The organism is Achromobacter sp. Root83 (assembly GCF_001428845.1).
Taxonomy (GTDB): Bacteria; Pseudomonadota; Gammaproteobacteria; order Burkholderiales; family Burkholderiaceae_B; genus Achromobacter.
In genome coordinates, this window is the sequence record NZ_LMIU01000005.1 from 44,115 (window position 1) to 66,729 (window position 22,615).

Sequence of the window (22,615 nt, forward strand, 5' to 3'; positions counted from 1 at the left end):
CCGCCGCCGGTATGAGACCGGCGGCGGCCTTTGGAATGATAACCCGATGTCAGCCTTTCAGGGGATGACGCAGGACAATGGTTTCGTTGCGGTCCGGACCGGTCGACACGAGGTCCACCGGCACGCCGCAAACCTCGGCGACACGTTCCAGGTAACGGCGGGCGGCCTGGGGCAGCTTGTCGTACTCGGTGATGCCGACGGTCGATTCCGACCAGCCCGGCAGCTCTTCCAGCACCGGCTGCGCCTGGGCCACGGCGTGCGCGCCATAGGGCAGCACGTCGCGGAATTCGCCGTTCACACGGTAGCCGACGCCAAGCTGGATGGTTTCCAGACCGTCGAGCACGTCCAGCTTGGTGATGCACAGGCCGGAAATGCCGTTCAGGCGGACCGAACGCTTCAGCGCGGCGCCATCGAACCAGCCGCAGCGGCGCGGACGGCCGGTGACCGAACCAAACTCCTTGCCGATCGTGGCCAGGCGCGTGCCGATCTCGTCGACCAATTCGGTGGGGAACGGGCCGGAACCGACGCGGGTGGTGTAGGCCTTGGTGATGCCCAGGACGTAATCAAGCTGCTGCGGACCCACGCCAGCGCCCGCCGACGCCGCGCCAGCAACGCAATTGCTGCTGGTCACGAAGGGGTACGTGCCGTGATCGACATCCAGCAATGCGCCTTGCGCGCCTTCGAACAGCAGGCGTTTGCCTTCCTGTTGCATGGCGTACAGGTTGCTGGATACATCCTTGACCATCGGGGCGATGGCGGGAGCCAAAGCCATGGCCTGATCGCGCACTTCATTGGCGGAGACCGCTTCGGCGCCCAGGTACTTGGTCAGCACGAAGTTGTGATAATCCAGCACTTCGGCGAGCTTTTCGTCGAACAGCGCGGGATTGAACAGGTCCTGCACGCGCAGCGCGCGGCGAGCCACCTTGTCTTCGTACGCCGGGCCGATGCCGCGACCGGTCGTGCCGATCTTGCCCTCGCCCTTGCGCGCTTCGCGCGCCTTGTCGATGGCGACGTGGTACGGAAGGATCAGCGGGCAGATTTCGGAAATCTGCAGACGCGAACGCACGTCCAGGCCGGCGGCCTCAAGCTCTTCGATTTCCTTGAGCAGGGCTTCCGGGGACAGCACGACGCCATTGCCGATGAAGCAGGTGACACCGGGATGCATGATGCCCGACGGGATCAGGCGAAGAATCGTCTTCTTGCCGTTGATCCACAGCGTATGGCCGGCATTGTGACCGCCTTGGAAGCGGACCACGCCCTGGACGGATTCCGCCAGCCAGTCGACGATCTTGCCCTTGCCCTCGTCACCCCACTGGGTGCCGATTACGACTACGTTCTTGCTCATGTTACGAATCAATATCGAGTTTCTCGGGAAATCCGGAAATCTCCCCGCGGCCCTCTCGTTTCCGAGAGGGAGTTAGTCACAGCGTTCTGACCGTCCAGGCGCCATCCTGCAGCGCCAGCTCGCGATCGCAAACGAATTCGTCCTGATCCTGCTCGTGACCGGGCAATACCTGAACGACAATTTCCCCTGACCGGCGAAGGCGGCGAACCGCCTCGGTCAAAGCGGGGGCCTGCCCCCAGGGCGCGCGAACCGCTCGCGCCCTTTCCGCTGGCGGCAAACCCGCCGCCAGTTTGCGTAAATCAAGACTGAAGCCAGTGGCCGGACGCGCCCGGCCAAAGGCACGGCTGACATCGTCATAGCGGCCGCCGCTGACCAGCGCATCGCGCCAGCCTTCCGCATACAGCGCGAACTTCACGCCGGAATGGTACCCATAGCCGGCCACATCGGCCAGATCGACGCTGAACGACACATTCGGCATCGCATCCACCACGACCTGCAGCGCATCCAGCGCAGCGACGACACCCGGCAACGAAGGCAGATCCCGCCGCGCCTCTTCCAGCACTTCCTGGCCGCCGTACAGATTAGGCAGCAACTGCAGCGCCTTCAGCGTTTCTTGACGCATGCCGGGCGCCCGCGCAGCCAGCTCGCCCAACCCGGGCACGTCCTTGTCGCGCATCAGGCGGATGACATCCTGCGACAGCACCGCGGCCGCCGGATCCGATTCCAGGATGGCGCGCAGCACGCCCGGGTGGCATAAGTCCAGCCGGGGATTGCGCACGCCGGCGATCGCGACGGTTTCCAGCACGAGCTGGATAATTTCCAGATCGGCTTCGAAACCGGCATGACCGTAAATCTCGGCGCCGATCTGCAACAGCTCGCGGCTGGACAGCAAGTCCGCCGGGCGGGCGTGCAGCACATTGCCGCAGTAGCACAGGCGAGTAACGCCAGCGCGATTCAACAAGTGCGCATCGATACGCGTGACCTGCGGCGTCATGTCCGCGCGCACGCCCAGCGTGCGGCCCGAAAGCTGGTCGATCAGCTTGCAAGTGCGCAGATCCAGATCGCTACCGGTACCGGACAGCAATGAATCGATGTACTCGACCAGGGGCGGCGCGACCAGCTCGAAGCCGTAAGTACGGTACAAATCGAGAAGTTCGCGGCGCAATTCCTCGATGCGCCGGGCCTCTGCCGGAAGTACGTCGGCAAGGCTCTCGGGCAGCAACCAGTTACCCATGAATGTTTACCTGAATAACGCCAAGTGATGCGTGGGCGTCGCCCAAACGAAAAAGCGGCTGAGGGGGCGTAAGCCCGCTCAGCCGCTGCGGAATGTTTTCTAGCTTACGGGGTATTGTACATGGTTCAGCGGCCAGCGCCACCCCGCGCTCCCGCCAAGCGAACCCGTCCCCAATACGATCCCAGGGCAATCCGGACGCACCATAAGACAAAGCCCCTTGGGCGACCAAGGGGCTTGTCTTGCCTGCTTACCGCAGCCGCATCACTTGGCCGGCACGGTGACCGGAGCCAAGGCGGCGCCGGCCGGATCCTTCATGAACTGGAAGAAGCTGGAGCTGGGGTCGACCACCAGCACGTCGCCCGGCTTCGAGAACGAAGCGCGATAGGCTTCCAGGCTCTTGTAGTACGTGTAGAAATCCGGGTTCTTGCCGTAGGCCTGGGCATAGATAGCCGCCGCGGCGGCATCGCCTTCACCCATGATGCCCTGGGCCTTGGCGTAAGCCTGGGCCACAATGACTTCACGTTGGCGATCGGCTTCGGCGCGGATCTTTTCGCCTTCGGCGGCGCCGATGGAACGCAGCTCGTTGGCGACGCGCGTACGCTCCGCTTCCATGCGGCGGTACACCGATTCCGAAATTTCCGGCGCGAACTCGATCCGGCGCAGACGGACGTCGACGATCTGCACACCCAGGGGCTCGGCACGCTTGGCGACGTTGGTCAGGATCTCGGCCATGATCTTGTCGCGTTCGGTCGATACCACGTCGCGCACCGTGCGCACGTTGACCGAGGCGTTCAGCGCGTCGCGGATCTGGGCTTGCAGCCGTTCTTGCGCCGCGCGCTCATTGCCGCCGAACGTCACGTAGAACAAGCGCGGGTCCGCGATGCGCCACTTGACGTAGGAGTCGATCAGCAGGTTCTTCTTTTCGGAAGTCTGGATGCGTTCGGCTTCGTTGGTTTCGATGGTCAGAATGCGCTTGTCGAGCGTCACGACATTCTGGAACGGCGGCGGGGCCTTGAAATACAGGCCCGGTTCGCTGATGACCTTGCGTACTTCACCGAGCGAGAACACCAGGGCGTAATCGCGCTCTCGGACGACGAAGACGCTGGAGGAAAGGACGGCAAGCACAATGAGCAGGCCGACCAGGATAGGCATAAGACGGTTCATGATCAGGACTCCTCCGGGTTAGCGCGACGTACGGTCGCGGGGCAGCGTGTTGCTATTGCTGCTGCCGGAAGGCTGAGGCGCCGGCGCGGCGTTGCCACGCAACGGCGGCTGGACGGGCGGGCTGATCAGAGCGGGTGAACCAGGGTTGCCGACACTGGACTTGCCTCCATCTTGCGCGGCCAGATGCATGATCTTGTCCAAGGGCAGGTACAACATGTTGTTATTGCTCTTGGTGTCGACCATGACCTTGCTTGCGCGTGTGAAGATGTCCTGCATGCTTTCCAGGTACATGCGCTGGCGCATGACCAAAGGCGATTTCTCGTACTCGCCGAGAATGCTGGTGAAGCGCGAGGTATTACCCTGGGCATCACCCACGACCTTGGCCTTGTAGCCTTCGGCCTGCTCCGTCATGCGCGACGCCTGGCCACTGGCCAGCGGCACGACCTGGTTGGCATATGCCTGGCCTTCGTTGATCTGGCGCTCGCGGTCCTGACCCGCCTTGACGGCGTCGTCGAACGCAGCCTGCACCTGCTCGGGCGGCTGCACGTTCTGGATGGCGACGGTGCTGACCTGCACACCAGTCTGGTAGCGGTCCAGAATCTGCTGCATCAGGGCCTGAACCTGGGAGGCGACCGTGGTGCGCCCTTCGTAGAGCACGAAATCCATGGACTGCTTGCCCACGACTTCGCGCATGGCGGTTTCAGAGGCCTGACGGACGGATTCGTCCGGATCGCGCGTCATGAAGAGGTAGTCCGGCGCGCCATCGGCGCGCAGGCGATACTGGACGACGAACTGCATATCGACGATGTTCTCGTCCGTCGTGAGCATCAGCGCTTCCGGCAGCACCTTGTTGCGCGAACCGCCACGGAAACCGACTTCGAACGTACGCAACTGCGACACGTTGACGATTTCGTGGCTTTGAATGGGATAAGGCATACGCCACTGGAAACCAGCCTGCGACGTGCTCTTGTACTTGCCGAACTGGGTCACGACCGCGACCTGGCCTTCTTGCACGATGTAGAAGCCGCTTGCCAGCCAGATGCCCGCGGCAACCAGGGCGATGACGCCCAGTCCGATGCGCGCGCCACGCGGCGATGGCGGCGTCATGCCGCCGCGGTTGCCAGGGCGGTTGTTGCCGCCCCCGCCCTTGCGTCCGAACAGCGATCCGATGCGATTATTGAAATCGCGCCAGACCTCGTCCAGATCGGGAGGGCCGTCTCCACTGCCTTGAGGCCGCTTGGGCGGCGGCTCGGAGCCATTGTTGTTCCCACGACCCCAACCGGGATCATTCAGATTGAAGAGTTTGATAATTCGCGGCATTGTTTCCCACAATCTGTCCGGTCTCCGCAATTGCCCCGCGCAACGCATCCAGACCGGCGCGCTCGGTGGCGCTTACAAATACTCGCGCAATCGTACCATGTGCATCGCGCTCCACCCGGGGTTCCAATCCAGCCCGGTCTATCTTGTTGTATACCAGAATGGTTGGAATCGCGGCAGCGCCTATTTCAGCGAGAACCTTGTTGACCTCAAAAATCTGTTCATCCCGTTGCGGGCTTGCGGCGTCCACGACGTGCAGCAGCAAGTCCGCGTGCACCGTTTCTTCCAGGGTGGCCCGGAATGCCGCGATCAGGCCATGAGGCAGGTCGCGGATGAAGCCGACCGTATCGGACACCACCACCGCCCCCGCCCCTTCGATCCAGATGCGGCGGGTGGTCGTATCCAGCGTCGCGAACAGTTGATCGGCGGCGTAGGCGTCGGCCCGGGTCAAGGCGTTGAACAGGGTGGACTTGCCGGCGTTGGTGTAACCCACCAGCGACACCGATAACGCGCCCCCGCGGGCGCGGGCGCGACGCTGAGTCACGCGCTGGCGCTCCACCCGGTCCAGCCGCTCACGCAAAGTCTTGACCTTGGCGCCGATCATGCGGCGGTCCATTTCAAGCTGGGATTCGCCGGGGCCGCGCATCCCGATGCCGCCGCGCTGACGTTCCAAGTGACTCCACATGCGCGTCAGGCGCGTGGCCAGATGCTGCAACTGGGCCAGTTCGACCTGCAGCTTGCCCTCGTGGCTTTTTGCGCGCAGCGCAAAAATATCCAGGATGAGCGCGACCCGGTCCACCACGCGTAAATTGAACGCGCGTTCCAGATTGCGTTGCTGGGCGGGGGACAGAGGCTGATCGAACAGGACGATATCGGCCAGCAACGCTTCTGCCATGGCCACGCCCTCGTCGGCCTTGCCCGAACCAATGAAGAATTTAGCGTCGGGGCGGTCGCGCCGCGCCGTCAAGGTACCCACGATATCCGCGCCCGCGCCCTTCGCCAGCATGGCGAATTCCTCGGCGTGGGCGGCAAAGTCCGGATCACCCAGATCCACGCTGATAATCAGAGCGCGCATACATGCACCATAGTCGAGCCAAAGCGAAAATGCCCGCCGACGTGTACCGTCTGGCGGGCAATAAAAGGTAAAGCTGGAGCGAGATTACTCAGCAGGGACTTCCACCTGAAAATTCACGGCGCGCGCGGGAACTACGGTGGAAATGGCGTGCTTGTAGACCATTTGGGTGACCGTATTGCGCAGCAGTACCACGTATTGGTCGAAGGATTCGATTTGCCCTTGAAGCTTGATACCGTTCACCAAGTAAATCGACACGGGCACATGATCCTTGCGCAGCGTGTTCAGGAACGGATCTTGCAGAGTTTGCCCTTTATTGCTCATTGGCCAGGCTCCATTGTTTGTTATTGAGTGGTGGCGTACTTTTTGTACTGGTGGTGTACGCCGAAACACGTACTCTACAGGGTTTTCCCGGCCCGTGCTACTTGACCGGGAAGCAAAAATGAGACCAGAGTTTTCCAGCTTAAATACGTCTGAAAGTCACCCTGACAGAACCTCCGCAAGCGCCTTCAGAAGCAGTTCGCACTGCGCTTCGGTACCCACGGTAATGCGTAAGAACTGATCGATGCGTTCATTGCGGAAATGGCGCACGATGATGCTGCGCTCGCGCAAGGCCGCGGCCAGGCCAGAGGCATCTTGCGAGGGGTGCCGGGCGAACACGAAATTCGCGCTCGAAGGCAGGACCTCGAAACCCAAGGACTCCAGCCCCGCCGTCATTCGCGACCGGGTTTCGATCACGGCTTGGCGAGTCTTCTCAAAGTACTCTGTATCTTCCAATGCCGCCACTGCGCCGGCGGATGCCAGACGATCGATGGGGTAGGAGTTGAAACTGTTCTTTACGCGCTCGAGCCCATCGATGAGCGCGGCGCTGCCCACGGCGAAGCCGACGCGCAGGCCCGCCAGCGAACGGGATTTCGAGAGGGTCTGCACCACGAGCAGGTTGTCGTAACGGGCGACCAGCGGAATGACCGATTCTCCGCCAAAATCCACATAGGCCTCATCCACCACGACGACCGTGTCGGGATTTCCGGCCACGATGCGTTCGACTTCGGCGGCGCTGAGCGCACATCCGGTGGGAGCATTGGGATTCGGGAAGATGATGGCGCCAGCCTGGCCATTGCGCTCGGGCAGGTAGTCCTCTGCGTCAATGCGGAAATCGGCCGTGAGCGGGATGGTCTTGTAGCTGATGCCATACAGGCCGCAATAGACCGGATAGAAGCTGTAGGTGATGTCCGGAAAATGCAGGGGCCGGTCATGCTTGAGCAGCGCCAGAAACGCGTGCGCAAGCACTTCATCCGAACCATTACCCACGAACACCTGGCCCGGCTGCACGCCTGCCGCCGAGGCGATAGCCTGGCGCAGACGGTCGGACGAAGGGTCGGGATAGAGCTTGAGCGAATCGTCGCAGGCCGCGCGGATCGCATCGAGCACCTTGGGCGATGGCCCGTATGGATGCTCGTTGGTATTCAGTTTGACCAGATTCTGAAGCTTGGGCTGCTCGCCCGGAACATACGGATGGAGCGTCCCGACCACGGGACTCCAGAAACGGCTCATGGATCAGCTTTCCTGCGCGTAGGGGTTGTGCGAGGACTTGAATTCGATGCGCAACGGCGTGCCGGCCAGATCGAACGCATTGCGGAAACGCGTTTCCAGGTAACGGCGATACGAATCGGGGATGGCGTCGAGCGCGTTGCCGTGGATGACGACCAGCGGCGGGTTCTGTCCGCCTTGGTGCGCGTAGCGCATCTTGGGACGGAAAATACCCTTGCGCGGAGGCGGCTGCTGCTCGACGGCGGCTTGCAGTTCGCGCGTCAGCTTGGGCGTGGACAGCTTGGCAAACGCGGCGGCATGCGCGGCATTGATGGACTTGAGCAAAGGCTTGATACCCTGCGCGCGCAACGCGGAAATCGTGTGCATGCGCGCGAACGACAGGAAGCGCAGCTTGCGCTGGAATTCGCGCTCGATGCGCTCTTTTTCCTCGCCGTCCAGGCCATCCCATTTGTTGATGGCGACCACCACCGCGCGGCCCGTTTCCAGAACGAAGCCAGCGATGTGGGCGTCCTGTTCGGAGATCTCGGTCTGGGCGTCCAGCATCAGCAGCACGACATTGCTGGCCTCGATGGCCTGCAGCGTCTTGATGACGGAAAACTTCTCGACGGCCTCGAACACCTTGCCGCGCTTGCGCAGGCCGGCCGTGTCGATCAGGGTGTAGCGCCGGCCGTCGCGCTCGAAATCGATCTCGATGGCGTCGCGGGTCGTGCCAGGCATGTCGAACGCGATCACGCGTTCTTCACCCATGAAGGTATTGATCAGCGTGGACTTGCCCACGTTGGGACGGCCCACGATCGCCAGTTTGATGCGGTGATCGTGGTCGCCCTCTTCGGCGGCGTCTTCCTCGGCAGGCGGTTCGGCCAGATCCTTGAGCGCAAGCTCGATCAGGTCGACGATGCCGTCGCCGTGCGCCGCCGAAATCGGATACGGCTGACCCAGACCCAGTTCGTGGAATTCGGAGATGGCGGGCCCCAGGCCCATGCCTTCCGCCTTGTTCACGGCCAGCAGTACGCGCTGCTGGCCCGACTTGCGCAGGAGCTGGGCGATCTCGTGATCGTGCGCGTTGATCCCCGCGCGGGCATCCACCAGGAACACCACGACGTCGGCTTCGGCGATGGCCTGCCGCGTCTGGCGCGCCATCTCAAGCAGGATGCCGTCCTTGGCAACGGGCTCGAAACCGCCGGTATCGATAGCGATGAAGGGGATCTCGCCTACCCTGCCCTCGCCGTAATGGCGATCGCGGGTCAGGCCGGAATAATCGGCCACCAGCGCGGCGCGCGATCGCGTCAGGCGATTGAAAAGGGTCGACTTCCCCACATTGGGGCGACCGACCAGGGCAACGACAGGCTTGAAAGACACGGTGTAAGGCTTTGTTCTATAGGTTTTAGTTGGTGCCGATCATGACGAGATTGCCATTGCCCGTCTGGACCAGCACTCCTTGGGGAGTCGTTTGCGGCGGCGAGACGACTGCTCCTCCGCCCACGGACAGCCGCGCCATCAGGCTGCCGTCACTGCGCGAAAGGAAGTGCACGTAACCGTCAAGGTCGCCCACGGCCAGCGCGCCCCCCAGCATAGCCGGAGCGGTGAGCTGACGGTTCTTCAGTGCCGCCTGCTTCCAGACATTGCCGCCATTATCAAGCGCAAACGCGTTCACGACGCTGTTCTGGTCCGCGGAATAGGCAAAACGGTCGCCCAGGGTCATGCCGCTGACGCTCGAAAAATCCTTGGTCCAGATCGGACGGCCACCAGCGGTGACATCGAAGCAGACAATACGTCCTTGATAGGCCACCGCGCAGAGCAGGTTGCCCGCGATGCGGGGCGCACCGACCACATCGGTCAGGCGTTCAAGGTCGCTGGCGCCTCGCGGCGTGGCCACGGTGCCTTCCCACTGGACATTACCACTGTTGGAAGCAATGGCCAAAAGCTTGCCGCCGGGCAGGCCGGAAATGACCAGGCCTTCAGCCAGGACCATCTGCGACACGCTGCGTAGCGCCAGCGACGGGCCGGGACGCTGCACGTTCCAGACCCGTTCGCCGTTGTTGGCGTCAAATGCCTGGATCCGGTAGTCGCCGCTGCGGACCACGACAATGCCGTAGCCCACGACGGGCGGAACGTTGACGTCGCTGGTGGCGCGAACCTTCCACTTCACCTTGCCGGTGTCGTCGAAGGCGATCACTTCGCCGTCGGGCGAAGCAACGGCGGTGGTGGTGCCATCGCTACCAGCGCCGGCGGACAGCTTGCCGTCGGTGTCGGCCTTCCAGATGGCGCGGCCGCTTTGCAGGTCGAACTTGCCCACCGAACCGTCGGGCGTGGCCGCGTAGATCGCATCGCCCAGCACCGTGGGCGCGAAGCCCAGGCCGGAACCGCTGCCGATCGACGTGGACCAGACCTGGCGCACCGACATGCCAGCCTTGTATTCGGTCAGGGGCGCGGGGTCGTAGCGGCCGTCGTCATGGGAGAACATGCCGCATCCGCCCAGTGCAAGCAGGCTTGCCAGGCAAACGGCGCCGCGCCACGTACGGCCAGGTGCAAATTTACGCATTACAGTCACGCTCCGCTCAAGGCATCCAATTTCAGTTGCACAACCTGGGTCAACGGATTTGCCGTACCCAGGCCATCAATGGCGCTTTGCCATGCCGCACGCGCTTCCTCGCGCTTGCCCTGCGAGGCGAGGACATCGCCACGGCGGTCGGCAAACAAGGCGGCGAAGGCGGCCGGCGGGTTGTTCAATTGCGCCAGCGCGGCATCGTATTGCTTTTGATCCAGCAGCATGCCCGCCAGGCGCAGCCGCGCCACGGCCTGCATCGAGGGGTTCTTGCCCTGCGCGGCCAGCCATTCGAGCTGTTCGCGGGCGCCGGCCTCATCCTTCTGGGCTTGCAGCGCCTGGGCGGCCACCAGCGCGCCGCGCGTGGCGTAGCCCGTGGCCGGATACTTCTCGCGCAGGGTCGCGGCGGCGGTCTTGATGCGCACCGATGAATCGGCGCCGCCGAGGCGCGCCGCATCTTCCAGCGCTTCGAAATAACCCATTGCCTGATTGGCGCGATGCGATTCATACGCCTTCCAGCCCCACCAGCCGCCCCAAGCCAGGGCCACGACCGCCACCAGCGTGAACACCAGGGTGCCGTAACGAGCCCACCACGCCTTGATCGCGTCGAGTTTTTCCTGTTCTTCCAGATCGTATGCCATGCCTTAACCCTTGTTATTCAATGCGTCGGCCAGTTGAGCCAATGGAACCTGCTGCTGCGCGGCTTCGCCCTGCTCGCCGGCGCGCAGGAATTTGACGCTGGCGCTCTGCGAGGCCACTTCATCGGCGCCAAGAATAACCGCAACGCGAGCGCCGCTGGCATCCGCGCGCTTGAATTGGGATTTGAAACCCGCCGAACCCGCATGCACGATGACAGACAGGCCTGCGTCGCGCAGGTCTTCGCCCACCCGGGCGGCCAGGCGCTGCGCGTCTTCGCCCTGGTGCACGACATAGACGTCGCATTCCGCCGGAGCATCGACTTCGACGCTTTGCTCCCACAGGTCCAGCAGGCGCTCCATGCCGATGGCAAAGCCCACCGCGGGCGCATGCTTGCCGCCCAGCAGTTCGACCAGCCCGTCGTAGCGGCCGCCGCCGCAAACGGTGCCCTGGGAACCCAGGCGGTCCGTGACCCACTCGAACACGGTCAGGTTGTAGTAGTCCAGCCCGCGGACCAGGCGCGGGTTCAAGCGGTATTCGATCCCAGCATCGGCAAGGCGCTGGCAGACGCCGTCAAAGTGCGCGCGAGACTCATCGCCCAGGAAGTCGAACAGACGCGGGGCGCTGTCGGCCATTTCCTGCATGGCTGGATTCTTGGTGTCCAACACGCGCAAGGGGTTGGAGTACATGCGGCGCTGGCCGTCTTCATCCAGGATATCGCGGTGCTTTTCCAGGTGTTCGATCAGGGCGGCACGGTGCGCGGCGCGCTCGGCGGGCTGGCCCAGCGAGTTCAACTCCAGGCGCACGTCCTTCAGGCCCAGCAGCTTCCAGAGGCGGGCCAGCATGACGATCAGCTCGGCATCCACGTCGGGCCCGGCAAAGCCCAGGGCTTCGACGTCGATCTGATGGAACTGGCGGTAGCGGCCGCGTTGCGGACGTTCGTGGCGGAACACCGGACCGATCGAGTAGACGCGTTGCGGGCGGTCATAGAGCAGGTTGTGCTCGATGGAGGCGCGCACGATGCCGGCGGTCATTTCGGGCCGCATCGTCAGCGATTCGCCGTTGAGCGCGTCGGTGAAGGTGTACATCTCTTTCTCGACGATGTCGGTCACTTCGCCGATGCCGCGCGCGAACAGGCGCGTATGCTCAAGCACCGGCGTACGCACGTTGCGGTAGCCGTACCCGCGCAGCCAGCCACGCACGATTTCCTCGAATTGCTCCCAGCGGGCGCTCGCCCCCGGCAACAGATCATTCATGCCGCGTATCGCGGCGACTTTCTGGAAAGCTTGAGTCATGTTGATCATGCCGCGTCGCACGCCGGCGCGCGAGCGGCTACACCCTTACTTTAATGAGAGGCCGACGCGCCATAACGGCGCGCAACGTAATCTTCAACGATGGCCTGGAACTCTTCGGCGATGTGATCGCCCTTGAGCGTCACCGTGCGTTCGCCGTCGACGAACACCGGAGCGGCCGGCACTTCGCCGGTGCCCGGCAGGCTGATGCCGATGTCGGCATGACGGCTTTCGCCCGGCCCATTGACCACACAGCCCATGACGGCGACGTTCATGCTTTCCACGCCGGGATACTGCGCCCGCCAGACGGGCATCTGCCGGCGCAGATAGGACTGGATGCTATCGGCCAGTTCCTGGAAGAACGTGCTGCTGGTGCGTCCGCAGCCAGGGCAGGCCACGACCATGGGCGTGAATGCGCGCAGGCCCATCGTCTGCAGGATTTCCTGCGCGACGATCGCTTCGCGGCTGCGGTCGCCGCCCGGTTCCGGGGTGAGCGAAATACGGATGGTGTCGCCGATACCCTTCTGCAGCAGCACGGCCAGCGCGGCGGTGGACGCCACGATGCCCTTGCTGCCCATGCCGGCTTCGGTGAGCCCGAGGTGCAGGGGATAGTCGCAACGGGCGGACAGATCCTGGTAGACGGCGATCAAGTCCTGCACGTGACTGACCTTGCACGACAGGATGATGGCGTCGCGCCGCAGGCCGAGTTCCTCGGCGCGCTGGGCGTTCGTGATGGCAGACACCACCAGCGCGTCGCGCATGACGGCCTGGGCCTCCCAGGGGTCGGCGCGGCGGCTGTTTTCGTCCATCTTGCGCGCCATCAGTTCGTGATCCAGGCTGCCCCAGTTCACGCCGATGCGCACCGGCTTGTCGTAGCGGCAAGCCACGTCGATCATCTGCGCGAAATTGTCGTCGCGCCGCTTGCCGCCGCCCATGTTGCCCGGATTGATCCGGTACTTGGACAGGGCCTGCGCGCACTCGGGAAACTGCGTCAGGAGCTTGTGGCCGTTGTAGTGGAAGTCTCCCACCAGCGGCACGTTGACGCCCATGCGGTCGAGCTGTTCGCGGATGGCGACAACTTCGCGAGCCGCCTCGGGCGTGTTCACCGTGATCCGCACGAGTTCGGAGCCGGCCTGCGCCAGCTCCTTGACCTGGATCGCGGTGGCGATGGCGTCCGCGGTGTCGGTGTTGGTCATGGACTGGACCACGACCGGCGCATCTCCGCCCACCGTCACGACGCGATCGCCCCACTTCACCGCAACCGAACGCGTAGCGCGGCGGGCCGCAGCTCCCACGGAGGGAGGCGGCGCATCCTGGCAAGGCAGAGAAGAATCTTCCATCGGGTGGAACCGGGTTACTTGGTCGGCTTCGGCAGCCAGTCGGACGGCAGCCATTGTTGCGGCAACCAGCCTTGCCAGAAGGCATACGCCACGCCGGCGGCCAGCACCAGCACGATGGCGATGAGCCAGCCCCAGGACGTGGAAGACGAACGCTCGTCGTCCGCGCTGGATTGCGGGATGGAATGCGCCGAATGCAGCGCGCCCGGACTGAGCTTGACCGGGCCGGTGACGCGAGCCTTGGGATCCAGCGAATCGACGATGGCCTGCGAATCCGCGCCCAGCAGCCGCGCGTAGTTGCGGACCAGGCCGCGCAGCGAAACGCCGGTGGGCAGGTCCGCCCACTGTTCGTTTTCAAGGGCTTCGATCTGCTTCGTGGAAAACTTGATGCGGCTGGACACTTCGTCGAGCGACCAGCCCTTGGACTGGCGCAACGCGCGCAATGCCGAGCCCACGCTGCCCGCAGCGCCTGCGGACGTGTCGGAAACTGCAGAAGCGAAATCCTGCGTCATGCATGCACCTGTTTAATTGGTATGGTCTGGCGCTGTGCGGCATTGCGCTCGGTGATCCGAGTACGATCCCGCACCTCTCCGGCCAGTTGGCCACAAGCCGCATCGATATCGTCACCCCGGGTCTTGCGGACGGTCGTGATGATGCCGGCGTCCATCAGACGCTGGGCAAACACTTTCACGCGCGCCGAGTTCGAGCGCTTCAGGCCGGACTCGGGGAAGGGATTGAACGGGATCAGATTGAGCTTGCAGCGTAGCTGGCGTGCAATTTGGATCAGTTCCTTGGCGTGCTGGTCGGTATCGTTGATGCCGTCCAGCATGCAGTATTCAAATGTGATGAAGTCGCGAGGCGCGAACGCCAGATAGCGTTCGCAAGCGGCCAGCAACTCCTTCAGCGGGTATTTCTTGTTCAGCGGCACCAGATCGTCGCGCAGCGCGTCGTTCGGCGCGTGCAGCGATACGGCTAGCGCCACGGGACAGTCTTGCGACAGGCGGTCCATCATGGGCACCACCCCAGACGTTGACACCGTCACGCGGCGGCGCGACAAGCCGTAGGCATTGTCGTCCAGCATCAGGCGCAAGGCCGGCAGGACCTGGTCGTAGTTGAGCAGGGGTTCGCCCATGCCCATCATGACGACGTTGCTGATGACGCGCGTATCTTCGGTGGCGCGGGCGCTTGCCAGGCGGGCGGTGCCGATATCGGCCTCCAGCACGCGCTTGGCCCACCATAGCTGGCCGATGATCTCGCTGGTCTTCAGATTGCGGTTGAAGCCCTGGTGCCCGGTCGAGCAGAAGCGGCAGTTCACCACGCATCCGGCCTGGCTGGAAATGCACAGCGTGCCGCGGTCGTCTTCGGGGATGAAGACGGTCTCGATGGCATTGCCCTGCCCCACGTCGAACAGCCACTTGCGGGTGCCGTCGGTCGAGCGCTGCTCGATATTGACGGGCAAAGCCTCGATGCGGCAGTGCGTCGCGAGCTGGCCGCGGAATTCGCGGGCCAGGTCGGTCATGGCGTCGAACGAATCGGCGCCGCGCTGGTGCATCCAGCGCTGCAACTGACGAGCGCGAAACGGCTTGCCGCCCCACTGCCCGACAAGTTCGGACAGGGCGGAGCCGTCCAGCCCCAGCAGATTGATTCGTTCGACGGATTCCATGACCTGGGTAAAACTAAAAAGCTTTGAACAATTGTTCCGCGAAAATCAACGGCTGTGAATGTTGATTTCGGGGAAGAAGAACGCGATTTCGACAGCGGCCGTTTCCGGAGCGTCGGAGCCGTGGACGGCGTTGGCGTCGATGCTGTCGGCGAAGTCGGCGCGGATGGTGCCGGCAGCAGCCTTCTTCGGGTCCGTGGCGCCCATCAGGTCGCGGTTCTTCAGGATGGCGTCTTCACCTTCCAGCACTTGCACGAAGACCGGGCCCGAGATCATGAAATCGACCAGGTCCTTGAAGAAGGGACGTTCCTTGTGCACGGCGTAGAAGCGCTCGGCGTCGGCGCGCGACAGTTGGGCCAGGCGGGCGGCGATGACCTTCAGGCCGGCTTGCTCGAAACGGCCGACGATCTGGCCGATCACGTTCTTGGCGACGGCGTCGGGCTTGATGATCGAGAGGGTGCGTTGAATGGACATAAGGACTCCAAAAACTGGTTTCTGACTGGTTTCTGATTAATTGCCTGGCGTGGCTCTGCGCTTTTTGGTGTCACCCTTGAAGCGTCATCGCGCTGTTGGCGCACAGGCGGTCCGAAACGAATGGATGTCTCGGGCCGTCCTGAACCACATGGCCAAGGCAGGGATTCGGCACTGCCCACCTGTCGGACGCGCCCCAAGGTTCCACGGGTTTCCGAAAAGCGGGCTGATCGCGCGCATTTCCTGAGGAATCCTCAATGAATTCAGGGACTTCTAAAAGGTTTACAGTAACCCGGTATTCTAACACGCTGAGAAGACCGCAATACATCTTAAAATGAGCGGTTTGCTGCCCGTAACCCTAGTCCGGGCGCCCCTGTCTGCCGGAACCCTGTAATGACTCAAGCTGCTCCCCCGAACGCCGCGAATGCCGCGAGCGACACCCAGGAACTCTCCAAGAGCTTCGAACCTTCCGAGCTGGAATCCCGCTGGTATACCGAATGGGAACAGCGCGGGTACTTCACGGCAGGCCAGCACGTAAAAAAGGGGACGGAAAGCCAGCCCTATGTGATCCAGTTCCCGCCGCCCAACGTGACGGGCACGCTGCACATGGGTCATGCGTTCAACCAGACCATCATGGACGGCCTGGTGCGCTACCACCGGATGTCGGGCGACGACACCGTCTTCATCCCGGGCACCGACCACGCCGGCATCGCCACGCAGATCGTCGTTGAACGGCAACTGGACGCCGAAAAGATCACCCGCCATGACCTGGGCCGCGAGAAATTCGTGGAAAAGGTGTGGGAATGGAAGGAAAAGTCCGGCAGCGCCATCACCGGGCAGGTCCGCCGCCTGGGCGCGTCGGCCGACTGGCCGCGCGAATACTTCACCATGGACGACCGCATGTCGCGGGGCGTGGTGGAGACCTTCGTGCGCCTGCATAAACAGGGACTGATCTATCGCGGAAAGCGCCTGGTCAACTGGGATCCCAAGCTGCTGACGGCGGTTTCCGACCTGGAAGTCCAGTCCGAAGAGACCGATGGCCACATGTGGCACATCCTCTACCCCTTCGTCGACGGACCCCAGACCATCGTCGACAAGGATGGCCAGAGTGTCACGCTGCGCGGCATGACCATCGCCACCACGCGCCCGGAAACCATGCTGGCCGACGGCGCGCTGTGCGTCCACCCGGACGACCCCCGCTACAAGCACCTGGTCGGCAAGCAAGTGGAACTGCCGCTGTGCGACCGCAACATTCCCATCATCGCCGACGACTTCGTCGATCCTGAATTCGGCACCGGCTGCGTGAAAATCACCGGCGCGCACGATTTCAACGACTATGCCTGCGCCATGCGCCACGATCTGCCCCTGATCGTGATCTTCACGCTGGACGCGCACATCAACGAAAACGGTCCCGAGCAATTCCAGGGCATGGAACGCTACGTGGCCCGCAAGGCGGTCGTCGCGCAACTGGAAGCCGAAGGCTATCTGGTCAAGATCGAACCGCACAAAATGATGCAGCCCAAGGGCGACCGCACCGGCGTCGTCCTGGAGCCCATGCTGACCGACCAGTGGTTCGTGGCCATGAGCAAGCCCGCTCCGGAAGGCACGCTGAACCCCGGCAAGAGCATCACCGAGGTGGCCCTGGAAGTGGTGGCCGACGGCCGCATCCAGTTCTATCCCGACAACTGGACCACCATCTACAACCAGTGGCTGAACAACATCCAGGACTGGTGCATCTCGCGCCAGCTCTGGTGGGGCCACCAGATCCCGGCCTGGTATTCGGAAGACGGCCAGGTCTTCGTGGCGCACGACGAAGCGGGCGCCATCGAGCAGGCGCGCGCCGCCGGCGTCACGGGCGAACTGAAGCGCGACCCGGACGTGCTGGACACCTGGTTCTCGTCGGGTCTGGTGCCCTTCACGACGCTGGGCTGGCCGGAGAACACGCCGGACCTGCAGCGCTACCTGCCTTCGAGCGTGCTGGTGACGGGCTTTGACATCATCTTCTTCTGGGTGGCGCGCATGGTCATGCTGACCACCCACCTGACCGGCCAGATCCCGTTCAAGCACGTCTATGTGCACGGTCTCATCCGCGACGCGGACGGCCAGAAGATGAGCAAGTCCAAAGGCAATACGCTGGACCCGGTGGACCTGATCGACGGCATCGACCTGGACGGGCTGGTCGTCAAGCGCACGTACGGCCTCATGAACCCGAAGCAGGCCGGCGCGATCGAAAAGGCCACCCGCCGCCAGTATCCGGATGGCATCCCCGCGTTCGGCACCGACGCGCTGCGCTTCACGATGGCCGCCTACGCCACGCTTGGCCGCAACATCAATTTCGACCTGAAGCGTTGCGAGGGCTACCGCAATTTCTGCAACAAGCTGTGGAATGCCACGCGCTTCGTACTGATGAACACCGAAGGCCACGATCTGACCGGTTCGGACGCCGGCGAACTATCCTTCGTGGACCGCTGGATCGTCAGCCAGATGCAGACACTGGAAGCCGACGTCGCGCGCGGCTTTGCCGATTACCGCTTCGACAACATCGCCAACGCGCTCTACCGCTACGTGTGGGATGAATACTGCGACTGGTACCTGGAACTCGCCAAGGTGCAGATCCAGACCGGCACGCCGGCCCAGCAATTGGGCACCCGCCGCACGCTGATCCGCGTCCTGGAATGCGTGTTGCGCCTGGCGCATCCCATCATTCCGTTCATCACGGAAGAACTCTGGCAGAAGGTCTCGGTGGTGGCCGGCAAGCGCAAGGAAGGGGTTGCGGACAGCGTCAGCGTCCAGCCCTTCCCGCAGGCGAATCCGGCAGCCGTGGACACCGCGGCCGAAGCCGACGTGGCCGAACTGAAAGCGCAGATTGAAGCGGTGCGCGCGCTGCGCGGGGAAATGAGCTTGTCGCCCGCCCTGAAGGTGCCGCTGTGCGCCCAGGGCGATGCGCCGAAGCTGACCCGCAATGCGCCCTACCTGGCCGCGCTGGCCAAGCTGAGCCAGGTCGAGGTGCTGGACGCCCTGCCGGACGCGGGCGCCCCGGTCCAGGTCGTCGGTTCCAGCCGCCTGATGCTGCACGTCGAAATCGACGTGGCGGCGGAACGCGTGCGTCTGGACAAGGAAATCGCGCGCCTTGCCGGCGAGATCGCCAAGGCCAACGGCAAGCTGTCCAACGCCAGCTTCGTGGAACGCGCCCCGGCGGCCGTGGTCGAGCAAGAGAAGGCGCGCATGGCGCAGTTCGGCGAGACGCTGCAAAAGGTGCAGGAGCAGCGCGCCAAGCTGGGCGACTGAACCGCGGCGTCAACACGCTGAAAGGACAACCCCGGAGATGGTTTCCGGGGTTTTTTTACGGCAACACGGCAGCGCTCAGACGCCGCCGTCGGTCATCCGATACCACGTCACCACGGCATTGACGTAGAGCCGCCGCAGGCCGTAAAGCGGAAACGGCACCACGGGCGACAAAGGAACCGGCAGCGCATTGGCATCGCCCGTCGCCACGTACTCTGCCAGGGCGCGGCCCATGCTGGTCTGCAGGCCCACGCCACGCCCCTGGCAGCCAATGTCCACCAGCAACCCCGGTTCCGGCTCGTGCAAATGCGGCAGATAGTCGCGCGTGATGGCGACGCGGCCGCACCAACGGAATTCGAACGGCGTCCCCGCCACCTGCGGGAACATCTTCAGCATCACGCGCTCGAGGTGCGCCCAATCCCCGGCCCCCCTGGGCTCGCGGAAAGGACCGCGTCCGCCCATCAACAGCCTGCCCTGGTGGTCCAGGCGGAAGTACAGCAGCAGGTTGCGGGTGTCGGACGAGACATGCCCCTCTGGAAATATGCCGGCCCTGATGTTTTCGGGCAATGGCGTGGTCGCGACCTGGAACGTATTGGCGTCGATGATCGACGGCTTCAAGCCCGGCCACAGATCGCCTCCGTAGGCATTGGTGCACATCACGACGCGGTCGGCCGTGATGGTGGGCCCCCGGGCAGTGGAAGCCGTCCATTTGCCGCCCTCTCGCTTGAGGCCGGTGACGGGGGTGTCCGTATGAAGAAAGGCGCCCGCGTTCAACGCGGCGCGCGCCAGGCCGCGCGCATAGCTCAGCGGCTGTACGGCGCCCGCCCGCTTGTCGAGCCAGCCGCCCAGGTATTTGTCCGCGCCGATCAGATGGGACACCTGCGCACGGTCTAAAGGCTGGGCATCCGCGCCATGCCGCGCCCACTGCGCGGCGCGCTCGTGCGCCACGCGCAGGGCTTCGGGATTGTGCGCCCCCTGGATCCAGCCATTGCGCACACGCGGCACGTCCATGGCGTGCCGCTCGATCAGGTCGAACACCGAATCCGCCGTGGCGCCGGCGAACCGCAGCAGCCTCTCGCCGCGTTCGGGACCGAACATGGAGATCAACGCATCGGGGTCATACTTCAGGCCAGGAATGACCTGTCCGCCATTGCGCCCCGATCCGCCGAATCCGATCTCGCGCGCTTCCAGCAACACCGCCTTCACGCCCTGTTCGGCAAGATGCAGCGCAGTGCTCAGGCCGGCATAGCCTCCGCCAATCACCAGCACGTCCGCCTGACTGGAGGCGGCCAGGGGTTCCGTGGGCGGTGGCGCCGCGGCGGTCGCTGCCCACAAGGACGGGGAAAGGGGAAACGGCGCTTGCGGCATGATGATTCCTTACATGGGATGCAGCACGCGGCGCAGGAAATCCTGCGTACGGGGATGCTGCGGATGATTCAGCACTTCACGGGCGCCGCCCTGCTCCACCATGACGCCGCCATCGAAGAACATGACACGGTCCGCGACCTCGCGCGCGAAACTCATTTCGTGCGTCACGACGACCATCGTCATGCCGGCCTCGGCCAGCTTGCGCATGACGCCCAGCACATCGCCGACCAGCTCCGGATCCAGCGCGGACGTCGGCTCGTCGAACAAAATGGCCTTGGGCTGCATCGCCAGCGCGCGCGCAATGGCCACGCGCTGCTGCTGGCCGCCCGACAACTGGTTCGGATGGGCGTCCTCCTTGTCAGCAAGGCCCACGCTGGCCAGGAGCTCGCGGCCGCGCTCCAGCGCCTGGGTGCGCGGTTCCTTTTTCACGAAGATCGGCCCTTCGATGACGTTCTCCAGCGCCGTACGGTGCGGAAACAGATTGAAGCGCTGGAACACCATCGCAACCTGCGTGCGGATCGACACGATGGAGGGCGCATCGCAATCCACGAGTTGTCCGTCCACGGTAATGCGGCCGGCGTTGTAGCGCTCCAATCCATTGATGCACCGCAGGATGGTTGACTTGCCCGACCCGGACGGGCCGACCACGCAGACCACTTCGCCCTGGGCGACCTCGGCGTCGATGCCCTTGAGCACCTCGAGCGGACCGAAACTCTTGCGGACTCCACGCAGTTCGATCATTTGGTGGCACTCCTTTTTTCCAGATGCCGGACCAGCAGAATCAGCGGCACGCACATCACCAGGTACATCAGCGCCACCAGCGAAAATACGGTGGCGTTCTTGAACGTGGAGACGGCAATCAGCTTGCCCTGCAACGCCAGCTCCGCCACCGTGATCGTGGAGGCCTGCGAGGAATCCTTGAGCATCATGATCATGATGTTGCCGTACGGCGGCAGCACGATCTTCACCGCCTGCGGCAGCACCACGCGCCGCATGGTGAGGCTCCAGCTCATGCCCATCGCCAGGGCGGCTTCGATCTGCCCGCGGTCGATGGCCTGTATGCCTGCACGGAAATTTTCGGCCTGATAGGCGGAATATGCCACCCCCAGGCCGATGATCGCGGCCTGCACCGCGCTCAGCGACACCCCCATGTCAGGCATCACGAAGTAGATGTAGAACAGCAGCACGATGATGGGTATGCCGCGCAGCAGGTTGATCACGCCGCCGCTGAAACTGGACAGGTATTTGTTGCCCGAGACCCGCATCAGCGCCCACACGAGCCCCAATACCGTGGACAGCGCGAGCGAACCCAGCGTGACCAGGATCGTGAGCTTTGCGCCTTCCAGCAGGATCGGCATGAACTCTGCCGCGTCTTTGAAGAATTCCATCATGACTCGACCCACCCCGACTAGACAGCCTGCGGGAGCGCGCGATGCGCCCCGTCCGCCGGCGTGCGCGAACACGCCGGCGGAGCCTGTGCAATGGCTTGGTTAATGCGCGGTCAGGCGGGCGTCATGCGCCGCCCAGGCCCCACTTCTTCAGAATGGCATCGATGGCGCCATCGGCCTTCAGCTTGGCCAGCGCCTTGTTGATGCGTTCCAGCAATTCCGTGTCTTCCTTCCGCGTAGCCAGACCCAGGCTGCCCATGATGGTGGGCTGATAGGCCTGCGCCATCTTCAGGTTGGGGTAGTTTCCCTGCGTCAGGATGTAGGTGGCGATGGGAAAGTCCATGAAGCCGCCCTGGATGCGGCCGGCGTTGGCGTCTCGCATCATGTCGGGGGGATTGTCGTAGAGCTTCACTTCCTTGAAGACGCCGCTTTTCTGAATCGGCTCGACGAACGCGGTGCCGACCTGCACGCCGACCGTCATGCCTTTCATGTCCGCAAACGACTTGTATTCCTTGTTGTCGGTTTTCAGCACCATCAACCCTTCACCGTAGCGGTAGACCGGCTCGGAAAAGCTCACGACCTGCTGGCGTTGCGGGGTGATGAACATGGCTGCCGACACGATGTCGATGCGCTTGGACGTCAACGAGCCGATGAGCGCCGAAAACGCCATGGGCTCGATCTGCACCGCGAACCCGGCCTCTTTGCCGACCGCCTTCACGATGTCGACCATCACCCCTTCGATGCTGTTGGTCTTGGTGTCGAGAAACGTGAACGGACTGCCGGTGGGCGTCGATCCCACCTTGAGCACCGTCTGGGCTTGCGCGCCCGCGGCCATGGACAATGCTGCGAATACAGAGACAACAAGAGTCTTGAATTTCATGACATATCCTCATCGTGGCAAGGAAATCCGGGCGGCGCTGCGCGCGTCCGGTGGCGGAATGATCCCCAGC

20 protein-coding genes are annotated in these 22,615 nt (G+C 63.6%); 1 reads left to right on the forward strand and 19 read right to left on the reverse strand.

Annotated features, from left to right (window positions below):
- Nucleotides 1-49 precede the first annotated feature (49 nt).
- The 15 genes from ASE30_RS07860 to ndk all read right to left on the reverse strand — a co-directional run bounded on the left by ASE30_RS07860 (nucleotide 50) and on the right by ndk (nucleotide 15,627).
- The gene (locus ASE30_RS07860; protein WP_057283745.1) at nucleotides 50-1,345 is read right to left on the reverse strand and encodes an adenylosuccinate synthase; all 1,296 of its coding nucleotides are present in this window, start codon (nucleotides 1,343-1,345) and stop codon (nucleotides 50-52) included.
- Nucleotides 1,346-1,421: 76 nt separating this feature from the next.
- Nucleotides 1,422-2,579 carry an ATP phosphoribosyltransferase regulatory subunit gene (locus ASE30_RS07865; RefSeq protein WP_057283746.1) on the reverse strand — a complete coding sequence of 386 codons (1,158 nt, stop codon included), beginning with the start codon at nucleotides 2,577-2,579 and terminating at the stop codon, nucleotides 1,422-1,424.
- A 261-nt stretch (nucleotides 2,580-2,840) separates the two neighbouring features.
- Nucleotides 2,841-3,743, reverse strand: a complete 903-nt coding sequence (gene hflC, locus ASE30_RS07870; RefSeq protein ID WP_057283747.1) for a protease modulator HflC — start codon at nucleotides 3,741-3,743, stop codon at nucleotides 2,841-2,843.
- An 18-nt stretch (nucleotides 3,744-3,761) separates the two neighbouring features.
- Nucleotides 3,762-5,063: an FtsH protease activity modulator HflK gene (gene hflK, locus ASE30_RS07875; protein WP_057283748.1), complete on the reverse strand. Its 1,302-nt coding sequence runs from the start codon at nucleotides 5,061-5,063 to the stop codon at nucleotides 3,762-3,764.
- A complete protein-coding gene (gene hflX, locus ASE30_RS07880; protein ID WP_057283749.1) occupies nucleotides 5,029-6,135 on the reverse strand; it encodes a GTPase HflX in 1,107 nt (368 codons plus the stop codon). The genes hflK and hflX overlap by 35 nt, the downstream gene beginning before the upstream one ends.
- Nucleotides 6,136-6,219: 84 nt before the next feature.
- Nucleotides 6,220-6,456, reverse strand: a complete 237-nt coding sequence (hfq, locus tag ASE30_RS07885) for an RNA chaperone Hfq (protein WP_006218585.1) — start codon at nucleotides 6,454-6,456, stop codon at nucleotides 6,220-6,222.
- 156 nt (nucleotides 6,457-6,612) lie between these two features.
- Nucleotides 6,613-7,686, reverse strand: coding sequence for a histidinol-phosphate transaminase (gene hisC / locus ASE30_RS07890; RefSeq protein WP_057283750.1), 1,074 nt, complete (start codon nucleotides 7,684-7,686; stop codon nucleotides 6,613-6,615).
- Nucleotides 7,687-7,689: 3 nt separating this feature from the next.
- Nucleotides 7,690-9,042, reverse strand: coding sequence for a ribosome biogenesis GTPase Der (gene der, locus ASE30_RS07895; protein WP_057283751.1), 1,353 nt, complete (start codon nucleotides 9,040-9,042; stop codon nucleotides 7,690-7,692).
- A 25-nt stretch (nucleotides 9,043-9,067) separates the two neighbouring features.
- Nucleotides 9,068-10,225 (reverse strand): outer membrane protein assembly factor BamB, encoded by a 1,158-nt coding sequence (gene bamB, locus ASE30_RS07900; RefSeq protein WP_057283752.1) that lies wholly within the window; start codon nucleotides 10,223-10,225, stop codon nucleotides 9,068-9,070.
- A 5-nt stretch (nucleotides 10,226-10,230) separates the two neighbouring features.
- A complete protein-coding gene (locus ASE30_RS07905; protein ID WP_057283753.1) occupies nucleotides 10,231-10,869 on the reverse strand; it encodes a tetratricopeptide repeat protein in 639 nt (212 codons plus the stop codon).
- Nucleotides 10,870-10,872: 3 nt separating this feature from the next.
- The gene (gene hisS / locus ASE30_RS07910) at nucleotides 10,873-12,159 is read right to left on the reverse strand and encodes a histidine--tRNA ligase (RefSeq protein WP_156407580.1); all 1,287 of its coding nucleotides are present in this window, start codon (nucleotides 12,157-12,159) and stop codon (nucleotides 10,873-10,875) included.
- 50 nt (nucleotides 12,160-12,209) lie between these two features.
- Nucleotides 12,210-13,496 (reverse strand): flavodoxin-dependent (E)-4-hydroxy-3-methylbut-2-enyl-diphosphate synthase, encoded by a 1,287-nt coding sequence (ispG, locus tag ASE30_RS07915; protein WP_057283755.1) that lies wholly within the window; start codon nucleotides 13,494-13,496, stop codon nucleotides 12,210-12,212.
- A gap of 14 nt (nucleotides 13,497-13,510) precedes the next feature.
- Entirely contained in the window at nucleotides 13,511-14,005 is a 495-nt protein-coding gene (locus ASE30_RS07920) for a RodZ family helix-turn-helix domain-containing protein (protein ID WP_057283756.1), read from the reverse strand.
- Nucleotides 14,002-15,156, reverse strand: a complete 1,155-nt coding sequence (rlmN, locus tag ASE30_RS07925) for a 23S rRNA (adenine(2503)-C(2))-methyltransferase RlmN (RefSeq protein WP_057283757.1) — start codon at nucleotides 15,154-15,156, stop codon at nucleotides 14,002-14,004. The genes ASE30_RS07920 and rlmN overlap by 4 nt, the downstream gene beginning before the upstream one ends.
- Before the next feature lie 45 nt (nucleotides 15,157-15,201).
- Nucleotides 15,202-15,627: a nucleoside-diphosphate kinase gene (gene ndk / locus ASE30_RS07930; RefSeq protein WP_057283758.1), complete on the reverse strand. Its 426-nt coding sequence runs from the start codon at nucleotides 15,625-15,627 to the stop codon at nucleotides 15,202-15,204.
- Between the two features lie 390 nt (nucleotides 15,628-16,017).
- Between ndk and ASE30_RS07935 the strand changes: the two genes are divergently transcribed.
- Nucleotides 16,018-18,912 (forward strand): valine--tRNA ligase, encoded by a 2,895-nt coding sequence (locus ASE30_RS07935; RefSeq protein WP_057283759.1) that lies wholly within the window; start codon nucleotides 16,018-16,020, stop codon nucleotides 18,910-18,912.
- A gap of 75 nt (nucleotides 18,913-18,987) precedes the next feature.
- On the opposite strand, the gene ASE30_RS07940 is transcribed toward ASE30_RS07935, so the two are convergent.
- The 4 genes from ASE30_RS07940 to ASE30_RS07955 form a co-directional block, all read right to left on the reverse strand.
- Entirely contained in the window at nucleotides 18,988-20,277 is a 1,290-nt protein-coding gene (locus tag ASE30_RS07940) for an FAD-binding oxidoreductase (protein WP_057283760.1), read from the reverse strand.
- A 9-nt stretch (nucleotides 20,278-20,286) separates the two neighbouring features.
- Complete coding sequence (locus ASE30_RS07945; RefSeq protein WP_057283761.1) at nucleotides 20,287-21,018, reverse strand: amino acid ABC transporter ATP-binding protein; 732 nt, start codon at nucleotides 21,016-21,018, stop codon at nucleotides 20,287-20,289.
- Nucleotides 21,015-21,668 carry an amino acid ABC transporter permease gene (locus ASE30_RS07950; RefSeq protein WP_057283762.1) on the reverse strand — a complete coding sequence of 218 codons (654 nt, stop codon included), beginning with the start codon at nucleotides 21,666-21,668 and terminating at the stop codon, nucleotides 21,015-21,017. Before ASE30_RS07950 ends, ASE30_RS07945 begins: the two co-directional genes overlap by 4 nt.
- A gap of 121 nt (nucleotides 21,669-21,789) precedes the next feature.
- On the reverse strand, nucleotides 21,790-22,545 hold the full coding sequence (locus ASE30_RS07955) for an ABC transporter substrate-binding protein (RefSeq protein ID WP_057283763.1): 756 nt from the start codon (nucleotides 22,543-22,545) through the stop codon (nucleotides 21,790-21,792).
- Nucleotides 22,546-22,615: the final 70 nt, after the last annotated feature.

Coding starts and splice junctions, on each gene's coding strand:
- ASE30_RS07945 (WP_057283761.1), bottom strand. CDS start 21,018: ATGATCGAACTGCGTGGAGTCCGCAAGAGTTTCGGTCCGCTCGAGGTG.
- ASE30_RS07935 (WP_057283759.1), top strand. CDS start 16,018: ATGACTCAAGCTGCTCCCCCGAACGCCGCGAATGCCGCGAGCGACACC.
- ASE30_RS07950 (WP_057283762.1), bottom strand. CDS start 21,668: ATGATGGAATTCTTCAAAGACGCGGCAGAGTTCATGCCGATCCTGCTG.
- hisC (WP_057283750.1), bottom strand. CDS start 7,686: ATGAGCCGTTTCTGGAGTCCCGTGGTCGGGACGCTCCATCCGTATGTT.
- ASE30_RS07920 (WP_057283756.1), bottom strand. CDS start 14,005: ATGACGCAGGATTTCGCTTCTGCAGTTTCCGACACGTCCGCAGGCGCT.
- ASE30_RS07905 (WP_057283753.1), bottom strand. CDS start 10,869: ATGGCATACGATCTGGAAGAACAGGAAAAACTCGACGCGATCAAGGCG.
- hfq (WP_006218585.1), bottom strand. CDS start 6,456: ATGAGCAATAAAGGGCAAACTCTGCAAGATCCGTTCCTGAACACGCTG.
- hflK (WP_057283748.1), bottom strand. CDS start 5,063: ATGCCGCGAATTATCAAACTCTTCAATCTGAATGATCCCGGTTGGGGT.
- hflC (WP_057283747.1), bottom strand. CDS start 3,743: ATGAACCGTCTTATGCCTATCCTGGTCGGCCTGCTCATTGTGCTTGCC.
- bamB (WP_057283752.1), bottom strand. CDS start 10,225: ATGCGTAAATTTGCACCTGGCCGTACGTGGCGCGGCGCCGTTTGCCTG.
- hflX (WP_057283749.1), bottom strand. CDS start 6,135: ATGCGCGCTCTGATTATCAGCGTGGATCTGGGTGATCCGGACTTTGCC.
- ndk (WP_057283758.1), bottom strand. CDS start 15,627: ATGTCCATTCAACGCACCCTCTCGATCATCAAGCCCGACGCCGTCGCC.
- ispG (WP_057283755.1), bottom strand. CDS start 13,496: ATGGAAGATTCTTCTCTGCCTTGCCAGGATGCGCCGCCTCCCTCCGTG.
- hisS (WP_156407580.1), bottom strand. CDS start 12,159: ATGACTCAAGCTTTCCAGAAAGTCGCCGCGATACGCGGCATGAATGAT.
- ASE30_RS07940 (WP_057283760.1), bottom strand. CDS start 20,277: ATGCCGCAAGCGCCGTTTCCCCTTTCCCCGTCCTTGTGGGCAGCGACC.
- ASE30_RS07955 (WP_057283763.1), bottom strand. CDS start 22,545: ATGAAATTCAAGACTCTTGTTGTCTCTGTATTCGCAGCATTGTCCATG.
- rlmN (WP_057283757.1), bottom strand. CDS start 15,156: ATGGAATCCGTCGAACGAATCAATCTGCTGGGGCTGGACGGCTCCGCC.
- ASE30_RS07860 (WP_057283745.1), bottom strand. CDS start 1,345: ATGAGCAAGAACGTAGTCGTAATCGGCACCCAGTGGGGTGACGAGGGC.
- ASE30_RS07865 (WP_057283746.1), bottom strand. CDS start 2,579: ATGGGTAACTGGTTGCTGCCCGAGAGCCTTGCCGACGTACTTCCGGCA.